The following is a 21,166-nucleotide window of genomic DNA, read 5'->3' on the forward strand; positions in this document are numbered from 1 at the left end:
CCGCACGACCCGCACGACCGACGGACGGCGCCGGTGCCGCCCGGCGGTCGGGCGTGCCCGCAGGACTCCATCCCCGCACACCCCGAGGAACCCCCATGCCCGCTCCACCCCGCCTGCGCCGACTCGCCCGTGCCGCCGTCGCCGTCGTCGCTCTCGGCCTGGTCGCCACCGCCTGTGCCGACACCGGCGACTCCGCCTCCGGCAGCGGCGCCGCGCGCGACACGATCGTCGTGGTCACCGGCGACCAGGCGTCGAATGTCGTGCGCGACTACGGCTTCACCAACGGCACCGACAACCAGGAGGTGACCAACAGCATCCACGCCCAGCTCATCCGCAAGCCGTACATCGCGGAGGAGGGCGCGAACGTGCAGGTCCAGGACCTCTACCACTTCGAGCCGTTCCTGGCGCAGAGCTACGACGTCAGCCCGGACGGCAAGGTGTTCACCTTCCACCTCCGCCAGGGCCTGAAGAGCCAGCAGGGCAACGAGCTGACCGCCGACGACGTCGTCTGGTCCTTCGAGCGGAAGTTCTCGTCGAAGGGCGGCGGCATGCCGGGCTACTACGCCCCGATGCTGACCGACATCGACAAGCAGGTCGTGGCCGTGGACAAGTACACGGTGACCTTCACGATCGACCAGCCCGGCTACGGCTTCACGCTGCTGGGCAACCTGGCCGAGAACATCGGGTCGATCTACGACAGCACCTACCTCAAGCAGCACGCCACCGCCGACGACCCCTACGCCATCCAGTGGGGCGTCTCGAGCATGATGAACGGCAACTCCGGGTTCGGGCCCTACATGCTGCAGAGCGTCACGCCGAACCAGGAGATCGTGATGACGGCCAACCCGAACTACGTGTTCGGGCCGCTGCCGATCAAGACGATGATCCGCCGGGTGGTGCCCGACGCGGCCACCCGGGCGAACATGCTCGTCCGCGGTGACGCCGACGTCGCGCTGGACCTGCGCCCGTCCGACCAGGCCGACCTCGCGTCCAATCCGGACGTGTTCACCCCGACGGCGTCGTCGAACCTCTACCACTCGATCACGCTGAACACGAAGCAGGCGCCGTTCGACAACCGGACGGTGCGGCAGGCCCTGGCCTACGCGGTGCCCTACGACCAGATCGTCAAGGACGTCTACCACGGCCGCGCCTACGCCTACCAGCACCTCCTCGACGACAAGCAGCCCTACTACGACGAGTCGACCCTGCCGAAGTACACCTACGACCCGGCCAGGGCGAAGGCGCTGCTGGCCCAGGCGGGGATCACGACGCCGGTGTCGTTCACGCTCACGGTCAGCAACGCGTCGCCGTCGGTCCAGGACTCGGCCGTCGTGCTCGCCTCGGCGGCGAAGGACGCCGGCTTCGATGTGAAGATCAACCAGGTCCCCGCGGCGCAGCTGTTCTCCGACGGGCTCGCGGGCCGGCTGCAGGCGAACATGGGCACCGGGTCCGCGGTCACCATGTCCCCGCCGTACGAGCTCCAGCTGGTGACCCAGCCCGGCGGCGGCAGCAACCTCTCGTTCTGGTCCGGCCCGGACTACGACGCCTTCGCCCAGGTCATGAAGCAGGGGCTCGCCTCCACCGACGCCATCGGCCCCGAAGCCGGCCCGCTGTGGAGCAAGGCCGAGGGAATGCTGGCGGATAGCGCCGCCAACATCTTCGTCGCCCGGGTCATGTCGCCCTACTCCCTGCGTGCCGACGTCCACGGCTACGCGCAGCGCACCGACCGCCGCATCGACTACGCGGCCATCACCGCCGGAGGCGAGCAGAACTCATGAGCGCAGACATGTTCCACCTCGGGTGGTTCGGCAGCTTCATCCCGACGACCTGGACCACCGGCTGGGACGGCACCGACGCCGCCCGCTGGATGGACGGGAAGTTCTACGTGGACAAGGTCCGCACACTGGAGCGGGCCTGCTTCGACTTCATCCTCTTCGAGGACTCCTCGATGGTGTCCGACGTCTACGGCGGCAGCTCCGAGGCCACCCTCAAGCGCGGCGGCTGGGCGCCCAAGGGGGACCCGGTGGCGCTGGCCCCGATCCTGGCCCGGGCGACCGAACGGATCGGCATCTCGGTGACCATGTCGACGTCGTTCTACCCGCCGTGGATGCTGGCCCGCTCCGTCGCGACGCTGGACCACATGTCCCGCGGCCGGATCGGCTGGAACATCGTGACGTCGTCGGAGGACCTGGCGGCCAAGAACTTCGGCATGGACGCCCTGCCCCCGCACGACGAGCGCTACGCCCGCGCGGACGAGTTCGTGGACCTGGTGACCCAGCTCTGGGACTCCTGGGACGCGGACGCGCTGGTCATGGACCGCGAGCGCGGGGTCTACGTGGACCACACCAAGGTCCGGCCGATCGACTTCGTCGGCAAGTACTACAAGTCCCGCGGCCCGCTGAACACGCTGCGCCCGCCGCAGGGCCGGCCGGTGCTGACCCAGGCCGGCGGCAGCCCGGCGGGCCGCCAGTTTGCCTCCCGCTACGCCGACATGGTCATGGCGCTGCCCAAGGGCGTCCCGGCGATGAAGGAGTACCGGGACGACATCCGGATGCGGGTGGCGGCCGAGGGCCGGGACCCCGACCGGACGAAGGTCATGTTCGTGGTCTCGCCGATCCTGGGGGAGACCCACCAGCACGCGCTGGACCGCAAGGCGGCCAAGGACGAGGCGGTGCGGCAGCACCCCGAGGGCCAGCTGATCGGCTGGTCGGGCAGCATGGAGATCGACTTCTCGAGGTTCGACCTCGACAAGCCGCTGCCCGACGACGTGCAGACCAACGGTCACCAGAGCACGCTCGCCAACTTCCGCAAGTGGGCGAACGGCCGCACGTTGCGCGAGGCCTGCGTGGCCTACCGCACCGAGTCCATGGAGCTCATCGGCACGCCGGACGAGGTCGCGGCGCAGATGGACGAGGCCATGCAGGAGGTCGGCGGGGACGGGTTCCTCATCTGGAACCAGCCGCACAACCGCCGCTACATCGGCGAGATCGCGGACGGCCTGGTGCCGGCGCTGCAGAAGCGCGGGCTGATGCGGACCGGGTACGGCCACGAGCACTTCCGCGACAACCTGCTGGAGTTCTGATGACCACCGCTGTCGACCCCCGGTTCCACCTGGCCTGGTTCAAGAGCTTCACCCCGCACGACTGGCGTGGGCCGTGGGCCGGTCCCGAGGACCGCGAGTGGATGAACGGCGACTCGCACGTCGACTTCCTGCAGGCCCTGGAGCGGGCGCGGTTCGACTTCCTCATGCTCGAGGACTCGCTGATGGTGTCCGACACCTACGCGGGCACCGCGGAGGCCTCGCTCGCCCAGGGCGGCTACGCGCCGAAGGGCGACCCGGCGCTGCTCGCGTCGATGCTGCTCAGCGAGACGACGCGGATCGGCGTGATCGCGACGATGTCGTCGACCTTCGTGCCGCCGTGGCTGCTGGCCCGCACGTCGGCCACGATCGACCACCTCTCCGGCGGCCGGTTCGGCTGGAACTGCGTGACCTCCAGCGAGAACCGGGCGGCGCAGAACTTCGGCATGGACGCGCTGCCCCCGCACGACGAGCGGTACGAGCGGGCCGCCGAGTACGTCGACCTGGTCAAGCAGCTGTGGGACTCGTGGGAGGACGGCGCCCTCGTCATGGACGAGGAGACGAACACCTACGTCGACCACACGAAGGTGCGCCCGATCCACTTCGAGGGCCGGTGGCACCGCAGCCGCGGACCGCTCAACCTCATGCGCCCGCCGCAGGGGCACCCGGTGATCTGCCAGGCCGGCGGCTCGCCGGCGGGGAAGGCGTTCGCCGCCGCCAACGCGGACGTGCTCCTCGCGCTGCCCAAGGGGCTCGCGGACATGAAGCGCTACCGGGACGACATCCGCGAGCTCGCCGTGGAGGCGGGCCGCGACCCGGACGACATCAAGGTCATGTTCATCGTCTCGCCGATCCTCGCCGACACCGACGAGGAGGCCCGCGAGCTGCAGGCCCTGATGAACGCGAACGCCGAGGCCAAGATCAAGGCCCAGATGGTGAACTGGTCGGCCACGATGGAGATCGACTTCTCGCGGTTCGACCTCGACGAGCCGCTGCCCGACGACGCGTCGACCAACGGCCACCAGAGCACTCTGTCGACCTTCCGCAAGTTCGCGGCGGGACGGACCCTGCGCGAGGCGTTCACCGCCTACCGCACCGAGTCGATCGAGGTCGTCGGCAGCCCGGCGACCGCGGCCGACGTCCTGCAGGAGGCGATGGAGTTCGTCGGGGGCGACGGCTTCCTGATCATGGGCGGCACCACCAACCGCCGCTACGTGCACGAGATCACCGACGGCCTGGTCCCCGAGCTGCAGCGGCGCGGCCTGGTCCGCACCGAGTACGCCGGGGCCCACCTGCGGGATCACCTGCGAGAGTTCTGAGAAGGAGCACGACGATGAGTGCGCGGATGTTCCACCTGGGCTGGTTCCTGGGCAACGGGTTCGGCGTGCAGGCCTGGAACCAGGAGTGGGCCGGCACCGGCGCCACGGACTGGATGATGCCGGACCAGTACATCGACCTCGCCCGGTCGATCGAGCGCGGCGGGTTCGACTTCCTGATGATGGAGGACTCGGTCCAGATCCCGAACGCCTACCAGAACTCCAGCGAGTACTACCTCCGGACGGCGAGCGCGGCGCCCAAGCAGGACCCGGCGGTGCTCGCGGGGATCCTGTCCCAGTTCACGGACAAGGTCGGCATCGTGGCCACGCTGACCACGACCTTCTACCACCCGTTCACCGTGGCCCGGATGATATCCACCCTGGACCACGTGTCGAAGGGCCGGATCGGCTGGAACATCGTCACCGGCTCCAGCACCTACGCGGCGAAGAACTTCGGGTTCGACATGCCCGAGCACGACCTGCGCTACGAGATGGCGGACGAGTTCGTCGAGCTGGCCTGCAAGCTGTGGGACTCGTGGGAGCCCGACGCCGTGCTCGCGGACGTCGAGAACGGGATCTACGCCGACCACACCAAGGTCCACACCCTCGATTTCGAGGGCAAGTTCTACTCCTCACGCGGCCCGCTCAACACCACGCCGTCCCCGCAGGGCAGGCCGGTGTTCCTGCAGGCGGGCGGGTCGGACAAGGGCAAGGACCTGGCGGCGAAGTACGTCGAGGCGATCATCGCCAACCCGCCGGGCGTCGAGAAGATGAAGGCCTACCGTGAGGACATCCGGCGGCGTGCCGTCGAGCACGGCCGGGACCCGGACTCGATCAAGGTGATGTACCTGGTCTCCCCGGTGCTGGGCGAGACGGACGCCGAGGCCGAGGAGAAGCTCGCCCGTCGGGAGCGGGCCAAGGAGTCCAACATTGAGGGACTGCTGGCGGGCCGCTCGCACCTGGCGAGCATCGACCTCTCGCAGTTCCCGCTGGACGAGCCGCTGCCGGACGACCTGATCTCCAACGGCCACCGCAGCAGCTTCGCCAACTTCAAGGGCGACGGCACCCAGACGCTGCGCGAGCGGATCCTCGCGCACAGCGCCACGGACGCGGTCCACCTCTGCGGCACGCCCGCCACCGTCGCGGCGCAGATGGACGAGATCATGCAGGAGGTCGGTGGCGACGGGTTCCTGATCGTCGGCACTCCGATGCACCGCCGCTACGTCGCCGAGATCACCGACGGCCTGTCCCCGGCCCTGCGCCGACGCGGCCTGATCCGCGACGGGTTCGAGCACCAGCTGCTCCGCGACAACCTCCTGGCCTTCTGATGCTGCACCTCGGATGGTTCTTGTCCTTCCAGGTGCAGTCCTGGAACCAGATGTGGTCCGGCGAGGGCGGCCGGGAGTGGAACAAGCCGCAGCTCTACATCGACGCGGCGCGCTCGCTGGAGCGGGCCGGCTTCGACTACATGATGTTCGAGGACGGCTCGTTCGTGCCGGACTCCTACGGCGGCAACCACGACTGGTGGCTCAAGGCGGCCCGGTCGGTGCCCAAGCAGGACCCGCTCCCGCTGATCCCGATTCTGGGGGAGCACACGAAGAACATCGGCTTCTTCGCCACGGTCACGACGTCCTTCCATCCGCCGTTCATGGCGGCCCGCAGCGCGGCGACGATCGACCACCTCACCGACGGCCGGTTCGGGCTCAACCTCGTGACCAGCCACAACCACCGGACCGCGCAGAACTTCGGGCACGACGCCCTGTTCGACCACGACGAGCGCTACCGGATGGCGGACGAGTGGATCGACCTGGTGCGCAAGCTCTGGGACTCCTGGGACGCCGACGCGGTGGTGCTCGACGAGGAGCGCGGGATGTTCGCGGACGGGTCCAAGGTGCACCCCGTCGACTTCGAGGGTGAGTTCTACCGCAGCCGCGGCCCGCTGAACACCACCCGGCCGCCCCAGGGCCGCCCGGCGCTGTGCCAGGCGGGTGGCTCGAACGCCGGCCGGGCGTTCGGGGCGAAGAACGTGGACACCATCATCGCGCAGGTCAACGGCGTCGAGGACATGAAGGCGTACCGGGACGAGGTCAGCGAGCACATGATCGCGGCGGGCCGGGACCCGAAGGAGTGCAAGGTCCTGTTCATCGTCACGCCGGTGCTGGGCGAGACGGACGCCGAGGCGCAGGACCGGGCCGAGCGGGGTCGGCTCGCGATGGCCGGGGCGGTCGAGAGCAACCTGGCGTCGCTGTCCTACGCGACGGGGGAGGACTTCGCGAAGTACGACCTCGACGCCCCGTTCCCGGACATCGAGACCAACGCGACGCAGAGCTCGCTCGCGCTGTTCAAGAAGCTCGCGGCCGGCAAGACGCTGCGGGAGTTCGTCACCTCGGACACCCGCAAGTCCGTCGACCTGGTCGGCACACCGGACACGGTGGCCGGGCAGATGGACGAGATCATGCAGGAGGTCGGCGGGGACGGGTTCCTCATCTCCGGTTCCCTGCACCGCCGCTACGTCAGCGAGATCGCCGACGGGCTCGGCGCGGCGCTGCGCCGCCGCGGGCTGGCCCGGGACGGGTACGCCGGCTCGACGCTGCGCGAGAACCTGCTCGAGTTCTGATGGCCCTCACGCAGTCCCCGCCGGCGGAGCTCCGGTACGCGTGGCGGGTCCTCTCGGTGACCGGCCTCGGCATGTGGGTCACCTTCTCCAGCGTCAGCATGGTCCCGCTGGCGTTGCCGCACATGGTCGGCGACCTGCGGGCGGGCTCCGCGCAGGCGGACTGGTTCGTGCTGGCCTACCAGCTCGTCACGGCCGTGCTCATGCTTCCGCTCGGGCGCCTGTCCGACGTGCTCGGCCGGCGCACGATGTACGTCGGCGGCCTGGCCCTGGTCACGGCGTCCACCCTGGCGATCTGTTTCTGCACCGCCCCGGAGCCGGTGATCGCGCTCCGGGCGGTGCAGGGCGTCGGGGCGGCGGCGGTGATCACCAACACCACCGCCCTGCTCGTCGACGCCTTCCCGCCGAGCCACGTCTCCCGCGGCATCGGCTGGAACATCACGATCATGTCCACGGCGGTGGCGCTGGGGCCGCTGCTCGGCGGCCTGCTCACCGAGGCGTTCGGGTGGCGCGGGGTGTTCGCGCTGTCCGTACCGCTCGCCCTCGCGGGCACCGTGTGGTCGGCGGTCGCCTTGCGGCGCACCCGGCCGATCACCCAGGGCCGGATCCAACCCGACGTCGGGGGCATCCTCGCCTCCGTCGTCGGGGTGGGCGGGATCGTGCTGGCGGTGAACCGGGTGGGCGACGGCGTCGGCTCGGTCACCTTCCTGATCCCGCTGGCGGCCGCGGTGCTGGGGGTGGCGTCGTTCGTCGCGATCGAGCGGCGGGTGCCGAACCCGATCCTCGACCTGCGGCTGGTCCTGGTCCGCTTCCGCGGCTCCGCCTACGCCACCACCGCGCTGCTCAACCTCGGCCTGTCCGCCGGGCCGCTGCTGGTGTCGTTGTACCTGCAGAGCCTGCACGGGCTGACGGCGTTGTCGGCCGGTCTGTGCATCACCGCCCAGGCCTGCGGCAACATCGTCGTCGGGCCGCTCGCGGGGCGGTGGGCCGCGCGCACGGAGGCCCGCGTCCTGGCGACGGCGGGCGCGTTCGTCGCGGTCGCCGGCGCGGCGTTGCTGGCGACGGTGTCCGCCCTGGGCGGCGGCGGGCCCGCGGTGGCCGGGGCGATGTTCGTGATGGGTCTCGGGAACGGCATCTTCCAGACGACGAACGCCTCGGTGATCAACATCGGGGTGCGGCCGTGGGAGCGCGGGATGGCCAACGGCTTCCGCGTGATGATCGACAACTCGGCGGCGCTGCTCGGCTCGGCGATCGCCCTGGTGCTCATCACCTCGGGCCTGCCGCACGCGCTGCGGTCGGACGCGCTGGCCGGGGCGACGGACGGGTTCGGCCCGGCGGACCTCGCCGCGTTTGCCCACGCCTTCCCGCTCACCATCGGTGCGCTGGCGGTGCTGTCGCTGGTCGCCGTGTGCATCTCGGCGCTGCGCGGCCGGACCCCTCATCCGGAGGAGGAGACGTGATGTTCCATCTCGGCTGGTTCACCAACTACATGCCCCCCGCCTGGAACAAGCCGTGGGCGGGCGACGCCGGGCGGAGCTGGGCCAACGGGGACTTCTACCTCGACATGGCCCGCCAGCTCGACCGCGCCGGCTTCGACTTCATGATGCTGGAGGACTCCACCGCGCTGCCCGACACCTACGGCGGCACGTTCGAGGCCGAGCTGCGGCAGATGGTCCGGGCCCCCAAGCACGACCCCGTCCCGCTGGTCCCGCTGCTCGCCCACGTGACCCGCGGACTGGGCATCGTGGCGACCTGCTCGACGTCCTTCTACCCGCCCTACCTGCTGGCCCGGATGATGTCCACGCTGGACCACCTGACGAACGGGCGGGCCGGCTGGAACGTCGTCACCTCGGCGGGATCGGCGGCGGCGCAGAACTTCGGCATGGAGGACCTGCCCCCGCACGACGAGCGGTATGCGATCGCGGAGGAGTTCGCCACGCTCGTCGAGCAGCTGTGGGACTCGTGGGAGCCGGACGCACTGCTCGTCGACCACGACACCAACACCTACATCGACCACGAGAAGGTCCATCGGGTCGACTTCCGCGGGAAGTACTTCGCCAGCCGGGGGCCACTCAACACCCTGCCCGGACCGCAGGGCCGGCCGGTGATGCTGCAGGCCGGCGGCTCTCCCGTCGGGCGGGCGTTCGCCGCGCGGCACGCGGACGCGATCGTCGCGATCCCGAAGGGGATCGACGCCATGAAGACCTACCGCGCCGACATCAGCCGGCTGGCCGCGGACGCGGGGCGGGACCCGAGCGCGGTGAAGGTCTTCTCCATCGTCTCGCCGATCGTCGCCGAGACCCACGACGAGGCCGTCGCGCGCAAGGAGCGGCTGTACGCGCAGGAGTCCGAGCGGCTGGAGAAGCGGCTGCTGCTGATGTCCGGCGGCGACCTCGACCTCTCCCGCTTCCCGCTCGACGAGCCGCTGCCCGCGATCGCCGCCGCGTCGTCGAACGGCAGCCAGAGCATCCTGCAGACCTTCCTCGACCGCGCCCGGGGCAAGACCCTGCGCGAGGCCGCGGTGGCCGACCAGACCGAGTCGCTGGAGTTGGTGGGCACCCCGGACGCCGTCGCCACGCAGATGGGCGAGGTCATGGCGGAAGTGGGCGGGGACGGCTTCCTGATCTACAGCGGCTCCGGGCAGCTCACCCGTCGCTACGTCACCGAGATCTGCGACGGGCTGGTGCCGGAGCTGCAGCGCCGGGGCCTGACCCGCGACCGGTACGAGCACCGGCTGCTCCGCGACAACCTGCTGGCCTTCTGAAAGGGCAACCCGATGTTCCACCTCGGATGGTTCTGCAACTTCTCCAACCCGCCCTGGTCCGCGCAGTGGTCGAGCACCGAGGGCGCCGACTGGCCGACCGGCGAGGCGCACGTCGAGTTCGCCCGCTCGCTGGAGCGCGCGTGCTTCGACTACGTGATGCTCGAGGACTCCTCGATGGTGTCCGACGCCTACGAGGGCTCGTCCCGTGTGGACCTCAAGTACGGGCTCTACGCGCCGAAGCACGACCCCACGATGCTCGCGCCGGTGCTCACGGACGCCACGCGGAACATCGGCATCATCGCCACCTGCTCGACGACCTTCTACCCACCGTGGCTGCTTGCCCGACGGTTCCAGACGCTCGACCACCTGTCGGGCGGGCGAATCGGCTGGAACATGGTCACCTCCAGCGAGGACCGCGCCGCGCAGAACTACGGCATGGACGAGCTGCCCGAGCACGACCTGCGCTACGAGGTCGCGGGCGAGTTCGTGGAGGTCGCGCGACGGCTCTGGGACTCCTGGGAGCCGGACGCGCTGGTCATGGACCCCGAGACACAGACCTACGTGGACCACACCAAGGTGCACACGATCGACTTCGAGGGCCGGTTCCATCGCTCCCGGGGGCCGATGAACATGGTCGCCTCCCCGCAACGGCATCCGGTCCTCTGCCAGGCCGGCGGCTCGCCCAAGGGTCGCGACTTCGCCGCCCGGTACGCCGACACCCTGCTCAGCGCCGAGACGCACTCGGTGGCGGCGATGAAGGCGTTCCGGGACGACATCCGCGCCCGGATGGGCGCGTACGGCCGCGACCCCGACGAGCTGAAGATCATGTTCATCACCCAGCCGGTGCTCGCCGAGACCCGGGAGCTCGCAGAGGGCAAGAAGGAGCGGATGCTCGCCGGGATCGACGCCCGGATCAAGTCCAGCCTGGGGCACATCTCGGCGCTGACCGAGAACGACCTGTCGCAGTTCGGGCTCGACGAGGAGTTCGGCGACCTCACGACGAACGGCCACCGGACCACGCTCGCCGACTTCATGCGCGCCGGGCGCACCCCGCGCGAGGCGGCGCTGGGCTGGTCGATGAAGAACGTGAAGTTCGTGGGCACGCCGGACTCCGTCGCGGCGGAGATGGGCGAGGTCATGGAGGAGGTCGGTGGGGACGGCTTCCTGATCACGGGCAGCATCACCCGGCGGTTCGTCGACGAGATCACCGAGGGCCTGGTGCCCGCGCTGCAGCGGCGGGGGCTCACCCGGAGCGAGTACGGCGGTGGGACCCTGCGCGAGACGCTTCGTGAGTTCTGAGCGATGAGCACCGCGACATGAGCTCCGGCGAACGCACGGCGGCCGGGGACCGCACCCCCGTCCCGGTCGCCGTCGTCGTCCTCGCGGGGGTGAACGTCTGCATCGGCCTGGGCTACGGGATCGCCGCCCCGGTGATCCCGCTGCTCGCGGCCGCGTTCGACGTGAGCGACCTGGCGGCGTCCGGCGTCGTCAGCGCCTACGCACTCGCACGCATCGTCGCCGCTCCGCCGGCGTCCCGGCTCGCGGCTCGGGCCAGCCCGGCGCCGGTGATGGCGGTGCCGATGGCGGTCACGGCCGTCACCAGCCTGCTGGCTGGCATGGCCGGGTCGTTCACCGGTCTGCTGATGTGGCGCGCGCTGGGTGGTGCCGCGACCGTCGTCACCTCGGTCGCGGGCCAGACGCTGCTCTACCGGGTGGCACCCGCGGGGGCCCGCGGGCGCGCCACCGCCGTGTTCCACGGCGGGTTCCTGGCCGGCGGGCTCGCGGGTCCGCTCGTCGGCGGTGTGATCGCGGGGGTGTCGCTGGCGCCTCTGCTGGTCTACGGCGGTCTGCTCCTGCTGGGCGGGGTGCTCGCGGCCGTGCTGCTCGGGCGCGCCCGGCGTGCCTCGACGCCGGAGGACGGCGACGCCGCAAGCATGTCGATGAGCCTGCGCGAGGCGTGGGCCGACCGCCGGTTCCGCGTCGCCGTGCTCACCCAGTTCGCCAACGCCTGGGTCGGCAACGGGCTGCGGTTCACCGTGATCCCGCTGTTCGTGGCCGCGGTCCTCGGACTCGGGCCCGTGTGGACCGGCCTCGGGCTGCTGCTGGCGGGGACGACGCAGGTCCTGGTCGCGCCCGTGAGCGGGCGGCTCACCGACTCCTGGAGCCGGCGCGGCCCGCTGGTGCTCGGCGGCCTCGCGGCCGGCGCGTCGGCCCTACTACTGGCGGTCGACGAGACCACGGCGGGCTAACTCGTGGCGATGGTCCTCTCGGGCGTCGCGGGCTCGCTCGGCGCCGTCGCGGGCGGGGCCCTGCTCGGTGACGTGCTCGACGGGCGCAGCGGCCCGCCCATCGCGTGGTACCAGATCGCCTTCGACGTCGCGGGGGTCGTGGGACCGCTCGCCAGCGGCGCCATGGCCGAGGCGTCCACGTACTCCGCCGCCTTCGTCCTCGCGGCGGCGGTCTCCGTCCTCAGCGCCGCCGTCGCCGTCGCAGGTCGTCCGCGGCGGGCCCGTTGACAGCTCGCCGCCCGGGCGCGCTCAGCGGCGGGCGGCGGCGTCGCCGCGGGTGAGGCCCCCCGGGAGGCGACCCACACACTGAGCGTATCCCTCGCCTCGGCCGCCGCCCGCCGGAGCCGCCAATGGCGCGGCGCTCGGGTCGGGCACCTGTCGCGGCCTTCCAGCCTGCAAACGCGGATGCTACCGACGGGTCCTGGGCGGCGCACGGATCAAGGGGGGCTCTCGCGGTCACCGACGCCCGCACAGTCGGCCTGGACGAGTACATGTCCGTCCCGATCCACGAGCGCCCCGACGAGCCGCAGCCGTTCGTCGGATTGAACCTGATGTATGACCCGAAGCAGCGCTGGTACTACTTCCCGGACATGCAGCCCGACGAGGCCCTGCTCTTCCGGCTCTGGGACACCGACCCCTCCGTCCCATTCCCGGTGGCGTACAGCGCAATCGACGACCCGACCTCACGACCGGACGCAGCACCGCGTGCCAGCGTCGAGGCACGCACAGTTGCCTTCTTCGGCTGACTGAACCGGCGATCTCGGCGGGCCTCTATGCCGAACCGGTGATCCAGCAGAAATCGTGCAACTAACACGGCGTCTCGATGGCCACCCGCCGACGACGTTGGACGCGCCGCGGGTATCGCGCAGACTCATCGTCGTCGCCCTCGCCGGGTGGGCTCCGAAGGCATGTGCACCGCGACCTCCTCGTTCATCCTGCTCAGCGGTGTCGTGTTTCCGGCGTTCGGTCGCTCTAGCAACAGCGGCCTCGACGAGGTGGCGGCGGCTCGGGCGGCGAACACGCTGCGCGGCTACCGCAGCGACTGGGCCGACTTCACCACCTGGTGCACTACTCGCGACCTGCCCCCGCTGCCGGCCCGGCCGGCCGCCCTTTCGGGTATCTGACCGACCTGGCCGGCAGTGGGCACGCCGACGGCACGCCATCCCGACCCCGCCGCCGGGGCGCGCGGGTGGCGGCGGTGTGGGAGGGGATCCGCCGCACCCACGGCGCCCCAGCCGGCAGGCGCCCCGCTGATGCCCCGGAGCTGTTCGAGGTCGTCGCCGCCTGCCCCGACCAGCATCGTCGAGGTCGTCGTGCTCCCGCGCGCACACCGCCCGGAGCGCAGCCTGGTCTGCGCCCTAGGCGCCTGGCTCGACGCAGCCGCCGTCACCGCGGGGCCGATGCTGCGCGAGGTCATCAAGGCCAACCGGCCCAGTGGCCGCGGGCTGCACCCGGAGCCAGTGAACGTGCTGGTGCAGAACGCCATCGCCCGCCCGCGCCGACATCGGCGGCGGGCCCTGGTCGGCGCACCCGCTGCGTGCCGGGTTCGTCACCTACGTCCACCCGAGCGGGGCCTCCGACCGGGCCATCGCGCACCAGACCCGGCACCGCTCACTGGCCAGGGGAAATGTATGTGCGGATCCACCCGGCGCGGGAGGGCAACGCGGCCACCATGCTCGGCCTCTGGCGCTGACGGCCTGCTGCGGCCGAGGACCTGGCGTATGACGAACCGGCCGGTCAAGCGCCCGGCAAATCGCGTCGAAGTCTCGTGCGGGTGGTGATCGTCGGCGGCTAGAAGCACTGATTCGAGGCCGGACTTACTTCGGATGACGGTGCGACGGCGGAGTTCGCGGGAGTTTTTGACCGTTCAACGAGAATGTCCGATTGACTGTCACTGGCTCAACTAGTGCCCGGTGGGTAAAGCAGGTTTCCTCGGCGCGTGATAGCACACGGGCCACATCTGCCTCACCTGCAGGCGAGGTGAACTGGATGTGGGTGTCGAACTCGAGTGGCCCTCCCTCCACCGTGCCGGCGAGGGCGGATCCGGCCATGTAGAAGCGGGTGGTCACGTCGGCACGCAGCTCGTGGAGGGGCACCTTGTTCACTCCGGCGAGCCAACTGATGTGGCTCATCATGCAGAAGGCGAGTGACGCGGCGTAGTACTGGATTGAGGTCGGGGCGGTCCCGCCGCCGCCGACCGACTCCGGCTCGTCTGAGATGAGCGCGAACGTGGCCCCGCGCGGCTCGACCTGCTGGACGAGTGCCTCTCGGCGCGTGCCGTCGAGCACCCGCGCCTTGACCCCGATCGTGATGGTGCGGCGCCCGCCCGGGCTGTTGCTCGGATCGAACGGGTCGACGTCGGTTGCCGGGGCGCCGGGGTCTGCGGTCTCTGCAGTCATGGCATGCCTTTTCGCACTCGGTCCGGGGTAGACGCCTGGGAGGCTAGCGTCACCGCGTCTGGGATTCAAGCTTGAGAGTTGCATCCAAACTCAGTCATTGCGTACGTTGCGAGGTGAGGGATCACGCCCATGTGGGCGCACTATCCCTAGGACCTCGAAGAGGCGGGCTGTTGATGCGACGCGTGGACCTGCATGCGCATGTGATCCCTGACGACTACCGGCGGCTCCTGGTCACTCCGGCCGGAGACCGGCCGTTTGTCGTCTCGGCGCCGTTGGAGGGGCTCGAGGAGAACATGGAGCGTTACGGCATCGACGCCGCTGTGATCTCGGTCGGGCCTCCGGGCGCCTACCTGGGTGAGCAGCAGCGAGCCAACGAGCTTGCTCGGGCCGCGAACGAGTCACTTGGGGCGATCATGAACGCGTCGCCGGACCGGTTCGGCGTGCTTGCCCTCCTCCCGTTACCCGACGTCGAAGCGGCGCTGTTCGAGCTGGCGTATGCCCTCGACCAGCTGCACCTCGACGGGGTGCTCCTGTTCAGCAACGTCGCCGGCACATACCTCGGGGACCCCGCGTGGGAGCCGCTCTACTCCGAGCTCGACCGCCGGGGGGCCTACGCGTTCGTGCACCCCGGCGCCCCGCCGTACGCGCTGCCACTCGGTGCCGACCACCCGATCTGGCTCTACGAGTTCCCGTTCGACACGACCCGAGCGCTGACTCATTTGATCTACACGGGCACTCTGGAGCGGTACCCGCGTATTCGGTTTCAGTTCTCCCACCTTGGCGGTGTTGCGCCGTTCCTTGCGGGCCGGCTTGCGTCCCTGGCTGAACGTCAACCCGAGCTCGCTACCGCGGCGTCCGCGGGTTCGTCGGAGTACCTGCGCCGCCAGTACTACGACACCGGGCTGTCTCAGAGTCTGGCTGCGCTCACGGCGACCCGGGCGGTCGCGCCGCTGGAGCAGATCGTGTTCGGGACGGACTGGCCGTACGCGGCACTGCCGGAGGAGGGTTCTGACCCGGCGCCGGAGTTCGCGGCGTTGTCGCCCGCGGAGCGGGAGGCGGTAGATCACCGCAATGCGGCCAGGCTGGTCCCTCGCCTGGTTCGCGAGTGAGGGTGGCCCCTGTTACCGGCCTGGGCTGTGTCGGAGGAGCTTGTCAGGAGTGATCGGCGGGTCGCGCACTCGAACTCCGATTGCGTTGTAGACGGCGTTGGCGACTGCGGCTGCGGTTCCAGTGATGCCGATCTCGCCGACGCCGTGAGCGCCCAGCGGGGTGTGTGGGTCGGGGATATCGGTCCACATCACCTCGATGTCCGGGACGTCGGCGTGAGCCGGGACGTGATAATCGGCAAGACTTGGATTCATGATCCGGCCGGATCGGCCATCGACCTGGGTCTCCTCCATCAGCGCGAGCCCGAGGCCCATGACGATGCCGCCGCGCAGCTGGCTTGCGGCTGTCCTGGCGTTGATGATGCGCCCACAGTCGAACGACCCGAGGAATCTACTCACCCGGATCTCGCCGGTGATCACACTGACCCGGACCTCGCAGAACTGCGCTCCGTAGGAGTGCATGGACCACTCGAGCTGCTCCATACCCTCCGGCGCAGTGGCCTCGGCGCTGATGGTGTCCACGCCGGCGGCGGCCAGAATGGCCGTGTAGCTCTCGCTTCGGGAGGGATCGTCGAGCCTCCCCAGCCCTCCGGGGATGGTGCCGACCTCGTCGGGATGGAGCCCGGCCAATGGCGAGTCGCAGTTGATGAGCTTGAGCAGCTCGCCGACCAGCTCGCGGTGGGCCGCGGTGATGGCACCCCCGATGGCCGCGGTCTGCTGGGAGCCACCTGCCAGGACGACGCCGGGCAGTGAGGAGTCGCCGAGGACGAAGATGATCTTTTCGACCGGCAGGCCGAGTCGTTCCGCCGCGACCTGGGACTGGACGGTGCCGGTGCCCATGCCCATCTCGTGCGCGGCTACTTCAACTGTCGCGTCACCGTTGCGGTTGATCGTGATCCGGGCGGCGCCGCCGGGGAAGCGGTTGTACGGGTAGGTCGCGGTTGCGCAGCCGAGCCCGATCAGCCACTCGCCGTCCCGCCGGGCGCGGGGCCGGGGCGAGCGGGCCTCCCAGCCGAAGCGCTCGGCGCCGGCGCGGTACGCCTCGATCAGGTGCCGGGCGGAGAAGGGCTTGCCCGAGCTGGGATCGACAGCGGGCTCGTTGCACAGCCGCAGCTCGATCGGATCGACTCCCATGCGGTCGGCGAGTTCGTCGACCGCGCTTTCGAGCGCGAAGGTGCCTACTGCCTCGCCGGGTGCGCGCATGAAGGTGTTGGCGAGCATGTCGAGGTCGGCCCGCTTCACCTCGAAGGTCGCGTTCCGGGTGGCGTAGAGGCAGCGGGCGGGCTTGATGAACGGCTCCGGGACGTTGTTGTGGCGGCTGGTGGCGACGACGCCGGTGTGCACGAGCGAGGTGAAGGTGCCGTCGTCCTCGGCGCCGATGGCCACCCGCTGCTCGGTCGAGGTCCGGCCGCCGACGACTCGGTAGACGCCCTCACGGGAGAGCACGACGCGCACCGGGCGCCCGGACAGGCGGGCCGCTGCAGCGGCGAGGATCTGGTGCTGCCAGAGCATTTTCCCGCCGAAGCCACCTCCCACGTAGGGCGCCGAGATGTGAACCTGGTCCTGCCGGATCCCGAAGACCTGGGCGAGCGACCAGGCCAGATGCGTGACTGCCTGCGGGCAGTCGTGCACGGTGAGCTCGTCGCCGTCCCAGGCCAGTGTGACGGCGTGCGGCTCGATCGCGTTGTGGTGGTGTCGCGGGGTGGTGTAGACGGCGTCGACGGTGTGCGGGGACTCCGCGAGCGCGGTCCACGGATCACCGATCGTCTGGCGCAGGGGGTCTCCCTGGTAGAGCGCCGGGGGGCGGGCGTCGGCTCGAGCCTGGTCGAACCGCGTGATCGCCGGCTCCGGTTGGTACGTCGCGTCGATCAGGGACGCTGCGTGGTCGGCCTGCTCCTGGCTCTCGGCGAGGACGATCGCGATGGGCTGGCCGTTCCAGCGGATCCGGTCGTCCTGCATGACCGGGAGCTCGTCCGCAGCAGCAGCCCTTTCCGCAGTTCCCAGCTCCACGGTCGAGTGCAGCCGTGGGGCGTTGTGATGGGTCATGACGAGGGCGACGCCGGCCGCGCGCTCGGCGCTGCTCGTGTCCATCGCGACAATGCGGCCCCGGGGGATGGTGCTGAACGCCAGGGCACCGTAGAGCATGCCGTCGAGGCGCACCTCCGAGGCGTAGCGGGCCTCGCCTGTCACCTTCGCCGGGCCGTCACGCCGCGCGAGGGGCGCGCCGATCAGGCCTTGCCGGGCAGCCAGCGGATCCGGTCCGGCGTCGATCGCCCAGCTGCTGGGGCCGAGCGGCAAGGGGGCCTGCTCGAGGCTCACGCTTCCTCCCTCGTGAGCTCGTTGAGGACCCCGATGACGGTCCGGACGGCGAGCTCGACCTTGAAACCGTTGTGTGCGCGGGGGACCGCGGCTGCCAGCTCGGCTTGCGCGGCACGTCGGAAGGCCGGCTCTCCAACGGCCTGGCCCCGCAGCGTCTCCTCAGCGTGCCGAGCACGCCAGGGAGTGGTGCCCACACCGCCCAGGGCGAGGCGGACGTCTTGGACGATCCCGGCCTCGACCTCGACGGCTGCCGCGACCGAGACGAGGGCGAAGGCGTAGCTTGCCCGGTCGCGGACCTTGCGGTACGTGGAGCGGGCGGCCAGCGGTAGGCGCGGTAGCTCGACCCCCGTGACGAGCTCACCGGGTCGCAGAACGGTCTCGATGTCCGGCCGGTCCCCGGGAACGCGATGCAGGGCTGTGAGGGGCAAGCTCCGCTCGCCGTCCTCGTGCGCAAGATGCACGACGGCGTCGAGAGCGGCGAGCGCCACGCACATGTCGGACGGATGGGTGGCGATGCAGGAGCTCGAGGTGCCGAGCACGGCGTGCCCTCGGTTCAGCCCCTCGATTGCGTCGCAGCCCTGACCCGGGCTGCGTCGGTTGCAGCGCGAGCCTTCGACGTCGTAGAAGTAGGCGCATCGGGTGCGCTGTAGCAGGTTGCCGCCGACGGTGGCCATGTTGCGGATCTGTGCCGACGCGCCGGCCAGGATCGCCCGGGCCAGGGCGGGATACCGCTGCCGGACCGCTGGGTGTTCGGCCACCAAGGAGTTGCGGGCTGCTGCGCCGATGCGCAAGCCGCCGGTCTCGGTCCCCTCAATCGTCGATGCCAGCCTCGTGACGTCGACGAGCGCCGCGGGCTGCGCAACGGTCTCCCGCATCAGATCGACGAGGTTGGTTCCGCCGCCGAGGTAAAGGGCGTCCCGTCTCGTCCCGTATCGGACGGCGTCCGCGACGTCCTCGGCGCGGGCGTAGTCGAACCGCCTCACGGCCCGGCCCCGCACGCAGCTTGGATGGCGGCGATGATGCCGTTGTGTGCGCCGCACCGGCACAGGTTGCCGCTCATCCGTTCCCGAATCTCGGCTGCGGACGCCTCGACTGTCCCGGTCAGGTCGGCGGTGACGTGGCTGGGGGCGCCTCGCTCGATCTCGGTCGCCATTCCGATCGCTGAGCAGATTTGGCCGGGCGTGCAGTAGCCGCACTGGAAGCCGTCATGGTCGACGAACGCGCGTTGCACCGGGCCCATCTGGCCGTCCTCGGCCAGGCCCTCGATCGTGAGGACGGAACGACCGGAGTACTGGACGGCGAGGGCGAGGCAGGACAGTATTCGGGCTCCGTCCACTAGGACGGTGCACGCACCGCAGGCGCCCTGGGCGCAGCCCTTCTTGGTCCCGGTGAGCCCGAGGTGCTCGCGAAGCAGGTCCAGCAACGACACCCGGGGGTCCTCGGGCAGCCGGACCGGCCGGCCGTTCACGACCATCGGCTCGGCAGCGTCAGTCACGCGTGACACCGGGCGGGGGCCCGACGCGAAGGGGGTTCTCGCCCTGCCAACCGCGGGCGGCGCGCTCGACCCCCTCGAAGAAGCCGTTGAGGAAGTCCGACGACTGGTGGATTTCGATCGAGTGCTCGGCGGTCGGCACCGAGTGGAACCGGGCGAGGATCGGGCCGCTGCCATGGACCATATACAGGGGCATTCCGGCGGCCTCCAGCTCGGCGCTGGCTGCGGCGCCGTCTTCGGCGATGTAGGACACGTGGTTCATGGGGACCTCGAGGCGCCGGCGCAGCCCCTCGGGTTCAACGCGGTGCAACTGCTGCAGCTCAACTGCGATGTCGCCCCACTGCCCGAAGGCACCGGAGTGTTCGAAGATCGCAGGCTCGCCCTCGTACTCCATGAAGTCGAACTCGACGTTCTCGAGTAGGAAGAAGGGGCCGGCGTGCATAGCACGCGCCCAGAAGTCGACGGCGGCTCGCAGGTCGGGCACTCGGAAGCAGACGTGGCTGAGTGGAAGGCCGAGTGGGCCCTGGGCGATCGCGCCGAGCTCGGCGGAGGTCGTCTGGTCGCTGGTCATCGATGCTCCTTCGCGTACTTGTGCTGGCCGGGGAGGTTGGGATCGGCGACGCAACGGTTTCGCATCACCCCAAGTCCGGTGATCCGCCCCTCGACGACGTCTCCTGGGCGAAGCCAGCGGTCGCCGTGGTGGCCGGCGTTGCCGCCGGGCGAGCCGGTGAGGACGACATCGCCGGGCCGCAGCTCAGTGATGGTCGACAGATAGGCCACGAGCTCCTCAACGCCGTAGATGATGTCCCGGACGTACTCGTCCTGCATGACCTCGTCGTTGACCGTGAGGGTCAGCCGCAGCGCCCGGTAGTCCTCCACGAACTCCCGTGGGACCAGATACGGCCCGGTGGGGAAGAACCCCGGGCGGCCCTTCGACACCAGGAAATCCGTCATCGGCAGGTGCGGGCGGACCAAGACATCGCGGGTGCTGACGTCATTGCTCATGGTGTAGCCGGCGACATAGTCCATCGCCTCAGCGGCGCTGACGTTGCGCGCCGGCCGCCCGATGGCGAGCGCCAACTCCAGCTCCCAGTCGTGCTGATAACCCGGCCCCCACAGCACGATGTCATCGCGCGCACCCGAGACGGTGCTGGGCGGCATCGCGAAGACAAACGGCGTTCCGGAGAGTCGGCGGCGTTCGACGAGTTCGCTCGCGGTCGCGCGCAGCTCGGCCTGCGAGCGTCGCTCGCCGGGGTCATTGCGTGCCATGCTGAAGGCGATCTCGGCGAGATGCTTGCGGTAGTTCGCGCCGGCGCAGAACAGCTGACCCACGGGCTGTATCGGCGGGAGGGGACGCAGCGACGCGGCCGGGACGCCCCCGGTGAGCGAGCGGGCAAGCTCGTGCAGCCGTGTCAAGGTCGATCCCCAGTCGGCGAGCATCGTCGCAGTAGTCGACGCACGACCGAACTCGTCCCGCAGATCGTGGACACGGCCGTCGCGGACGAGGCCGGGGAACGTGTCGCCATCCTCTGCCGCGAACGTGCCGAGCGCAAACACATCGATCTCCAACTTCTGTCGGCGGAGGTCGTCTGCACGTGCCGCTCCGCACTTGGTGTGGGGCGGAGTGGGGATCCGAGAGCCCCTGCACCCGCGCCTGGTGATCAAAGTATCCGTTGAGCAGGACATGCGTCAATAGTATAGTTTGGATACTATCGCGCTCCAGGTTGCGACGAGCGGCCGCGACTGTGCGCCAAACCAGCACTCTTGCGCCCAAGACGCTGTTTGGATA

Annotated in this window: 19 protein-coding genes; 13 read left to right on the forward strand and 6 right to left on the reverse strand. The window is 70.2% G+C overall.

Annotation, left to right across the window (positions count from 1 at the left end):
* The first annotated feature begins 95 nt into the window (after window positions 1-95).
* The 12 genes from LWC35_RS28745 (at window position 96) to LWC35_RS28800 (ending at window position 13,185) form a co-directional block, all read left to right on the forward strand.
* Window positions 96-1,778: an ABC transporter substrate-binding protein gene (locus tag LWC35_RS28745; protein ID WP_232873405.1), complete on the forward strand. Its 1,683-nt coding sequence runs from the start codon at window positions 96-98 to the stop codon at window positions 1,776-1,778.
* The gene (locus tag LWC35_RS28750) at window positions 1,775-3,082 is read left to right on the forward strand and encodes an NtaA/DmoA family FMN-dependent monooxygenase (RefSeq protein WP_232873406.1); all 1,308 of its coding nucleotides are present in this window, start codon (window positions 1,775-1,777) and stop codon (window positions 3,080-3,082) included. Before LWC35_RS28745 ends, LWC35_RS28750 begins: the two co-directional genes overlap by 4 nt.
* The gene (locus tag LWC35_RS28755) at window positions 3,082-4,398 is read left to right on the forward strand and encodes an NtaA/DmoA family FMN-dependent monooxygenase (RefSeq protein WP_232873407.1); all 1,317 of its coding nucleotides are present in this window, start codon (window positions 3,082-3,084) and stop codon (window positions 4,396-4,398) included. The genes LWC35_RS28750 and LWC35_RS28755 overlap by 1 nt, the downstream gene beginning before the upstream one ends.
* A 14-nt stretch (window positions 4,399-4,412) precedes the next feature.
* Window positions 4,413-5,723 carry an NtaA/DmoA family FMN-dependent monooxygenase gene (locus LWC35_RS28760; protein WP_232873408.1) on the forward strand — a complete coding sequence of 437 codons (1,311 nt, stop codon included), beginning with the start codon at window positions 4,413-4,415 and terminating at the stop codon, window positions 5,721-5,723.
* A complete protein-coding gene (locus LWC35_RS28765) occupies window positions 5,723-7,012 on the forward strand; it encodes an NtaA/DmoA family FMN-dependent monooxygenase (protein ID WP_232873409.1) in 1,290 nt (429 codons plus the stop codon). Before LWC35_RS28760 ends, LWC35_RS28765 begins: the two co-directional genes overlap by 1 nt.
* Window positions 7,012-8,469 (forward strand): MFS transporter, encoded by a 1,458-nt coding sequence (locus tag LWC35_RS28770; RefSeq protein WP_232873410.1) that lies wholly within the window; start codon window positions 7,012-7,014, stop codon window positions 8,467-8,469. Before LWC35_RS28765 ends, LWC35_RS28770 begins: the two co-directional genes overlap by 1 nt.
* Window positions 8,469-9,773, forward strand: a complete 1,305-nt coding sequence (locus LWC35_RS28775) for an NtaA/DmoA family FMN-dependent monooxygenase (RefSeq protein ID WP_232873431.1) — start codon at window positions 8,469-8,471, stop codon at window positions 9,771-9,773. Before LWC35_RS28770 ends, LWC35_RS28775 begins: the two co-directional genes overlap by 1 nt.
* Before the next feature lie 12 nt (window positions 9,774-9,785).
* Window positions 9,786-11,072 (forward strand): NtaA/DmoA family FMN-dependent monooxygenase, encoded by a 1,287-nt coding sequence (locus LWC35_RS28780; RefSeq protein WP_232873411.1) that lies wholly within the window; start codon window positions 9,786-9,788, stop codon window positions 11,070-11,072.
* A gap of 17 nt (window positions 11,073-11,089) precedes the next feature.
* Window positions 11,090-12,022 carry an MFS transporter gene (locus LWC35_RS28785; RefSeq protein ID WP_232873412.1) on the forward strand — a complete coding sequence of 311 codons (933 nt, stop codon included), beginning with the start codon at window positions 11,090-11,092 and terminating at the stop codon, window positions 12,020-12,022.
* A gap of 9 nt (window positions 12,023-12,031) precedes the next feature.
* The gene (locus tag LWC35_RS28790; RefSeq protein WP_232873413.1) at window positions 12,032-12,289 is read left to right on the forward strand and encodes an MFS transporter; all 258 of its coding nucleotides are present in this window, start codon (window positions 12,032-12,034) and stop codon (window positions 12,287-12,289) included.
* 122 nt (window positions 12,290-12,411) lie between these two features.
* Entirely contained in the window at window positions 12,412-12,807 is a 396-nt protein-coding gene (locus LWC35_RS39660) for a CmcJ/NvfI family oxidoreductase (RefSeq protein ID WP_269804985.1), read from the forward strand.
* A 162-nt stretch (window positions 12,808-12,969) separates the two neighbouring features.
* Window positions 12,970-13,185 carry a hypothetical protein gene (locus LWC35_RS28800; protein WP_232873415.1) on the forward strand — a complete coding sequence of 72 codons (216 nt, stop codon included), beginning with the start codon at window positions 12,970-12,972 and terminating at the stop codon, window positions 13,183-13,185.
* 693 nt (window positions 13,186-13,878) lie between these two features.
* Here the strand turns inward: LWC35_RS28800 and LWC35_RS28805 are convergent.
* Complete coding sequence (locus LWC35_RS28805) at window positions 13,879-14,460, reverse strand: OsmC family protein (RefSeq protein ID WP_232873416.1); 582 nt, start codon at window positions 14,458-14,460, stop codon at window positions 13,879-13,881.
* Between the two features lie 182 nt (window positions 14,461-14,642).
* On the opposite strand from LWC35_RS28805, the gene LWC35_RS28810 reads away from it, so the two are divergent.
* Window positions 14,643-15,569 (forward strand): amidohydrolase family protein, encoded by a 927-nt coding sequence (locus tag LWC35_RS28810; RefSeq protein WP_232873417.1) that lies wholly within the window; start codon window positions 14,643-14,645, stop codon window positions 15,567-15,569.
* Window positions 15,570-15,581: 12 nt separating this feature from the next.
* Here the strand turns inward: LWC35_RS28810 and LWC35_RS28815 are convergent, their stop codons facing one another.
* From LWC35_RS28815 to LWC35_RS28835, 5 genes are read right to left on the reverse strand one after another with little or no spacing between them, the layout of a single operon-like run.
* Window positions 15,582-17,885, reverse strand: coding sequence for a xanthine dehydrogenase family protein molybdopterin-binding subunit (locus tag LWC35_RS28815; RefSeq protein ID WP_232873418.1), 2,304 nt, complete (start codon window positions 17,883-17,885; stop codon window positions 15,582-15,584).
* Window positions 17,882-18,868 carry an FAD binding domain-containing protein gene (locus tag LWC35_RS40535; RefSeq protein WP_232873432.1) on the reverse strand — a complete coding sequence of 329 codons (987 nt, stop codon included), beginning with the start codon at window positions 18,866-18,868 and terminating at the stop codon, window positions 17,882-17,884. Before LWC35_RS40535 ends, LWC35_RS28815 begins: the two co-directional genes overlap by 4 nt.
* The gene (locus LWC35_RS28825) at window positions 18,865-19,359 is read right to left on the reverse strand and encodes a 2Fe-2S iron-sulfur cluster-binding protein (RefSeq protein WP_232873433.1); all 495 of its coding nucleotides are present in this window, start codon (window positions 19,357-19,359) and stop codon (window positions 18,865-18,867) included. The genes LWC35_RS40535 and LWC35_RS28825 overlap by 4 nt, the downstream gene beginning before the upstream one ends.
* A gap of 13 nt (window positions 19,360-19,372) precedes the next feature.
* A complete protein-coding gene (locus LWC35_RS28830) occupies window positions 19,373-19,948 on the reverse strand; it encodes a VOC family protein (RefSeq protein WP_232873419.1) in 576 nt (191 codons plus the stop codon).
* Window positions 19,945-20,946 (reverse strand): fumarylacetoacetate hydrolase family protein, encoded by a 1,002-nt coding sequence (locus LWC35_RS28835; protein WP_232873420.1) that lies wholly within the window; start codon window positions 20,944-20,946, stop codon window positions 19,945-19,947. The genes LWC35_RS28830 and LWC35_RS28835 overlap by 4 nt, the downstream gene beginning before the upstream one ends.
* Window positions 20,947-21,166 lie beyond the last annotated feature (220 nt).

It is taken from the genome of Pseudonocardia kujensis (genome assembly GCF_021283305.1).
GTDB lineage: Bacteria > Actinomycetota > Actinomycetes > Mycobacteriales > Pseudonocardiaceae > Pseudonocardia > Pseudonocardia kujensis.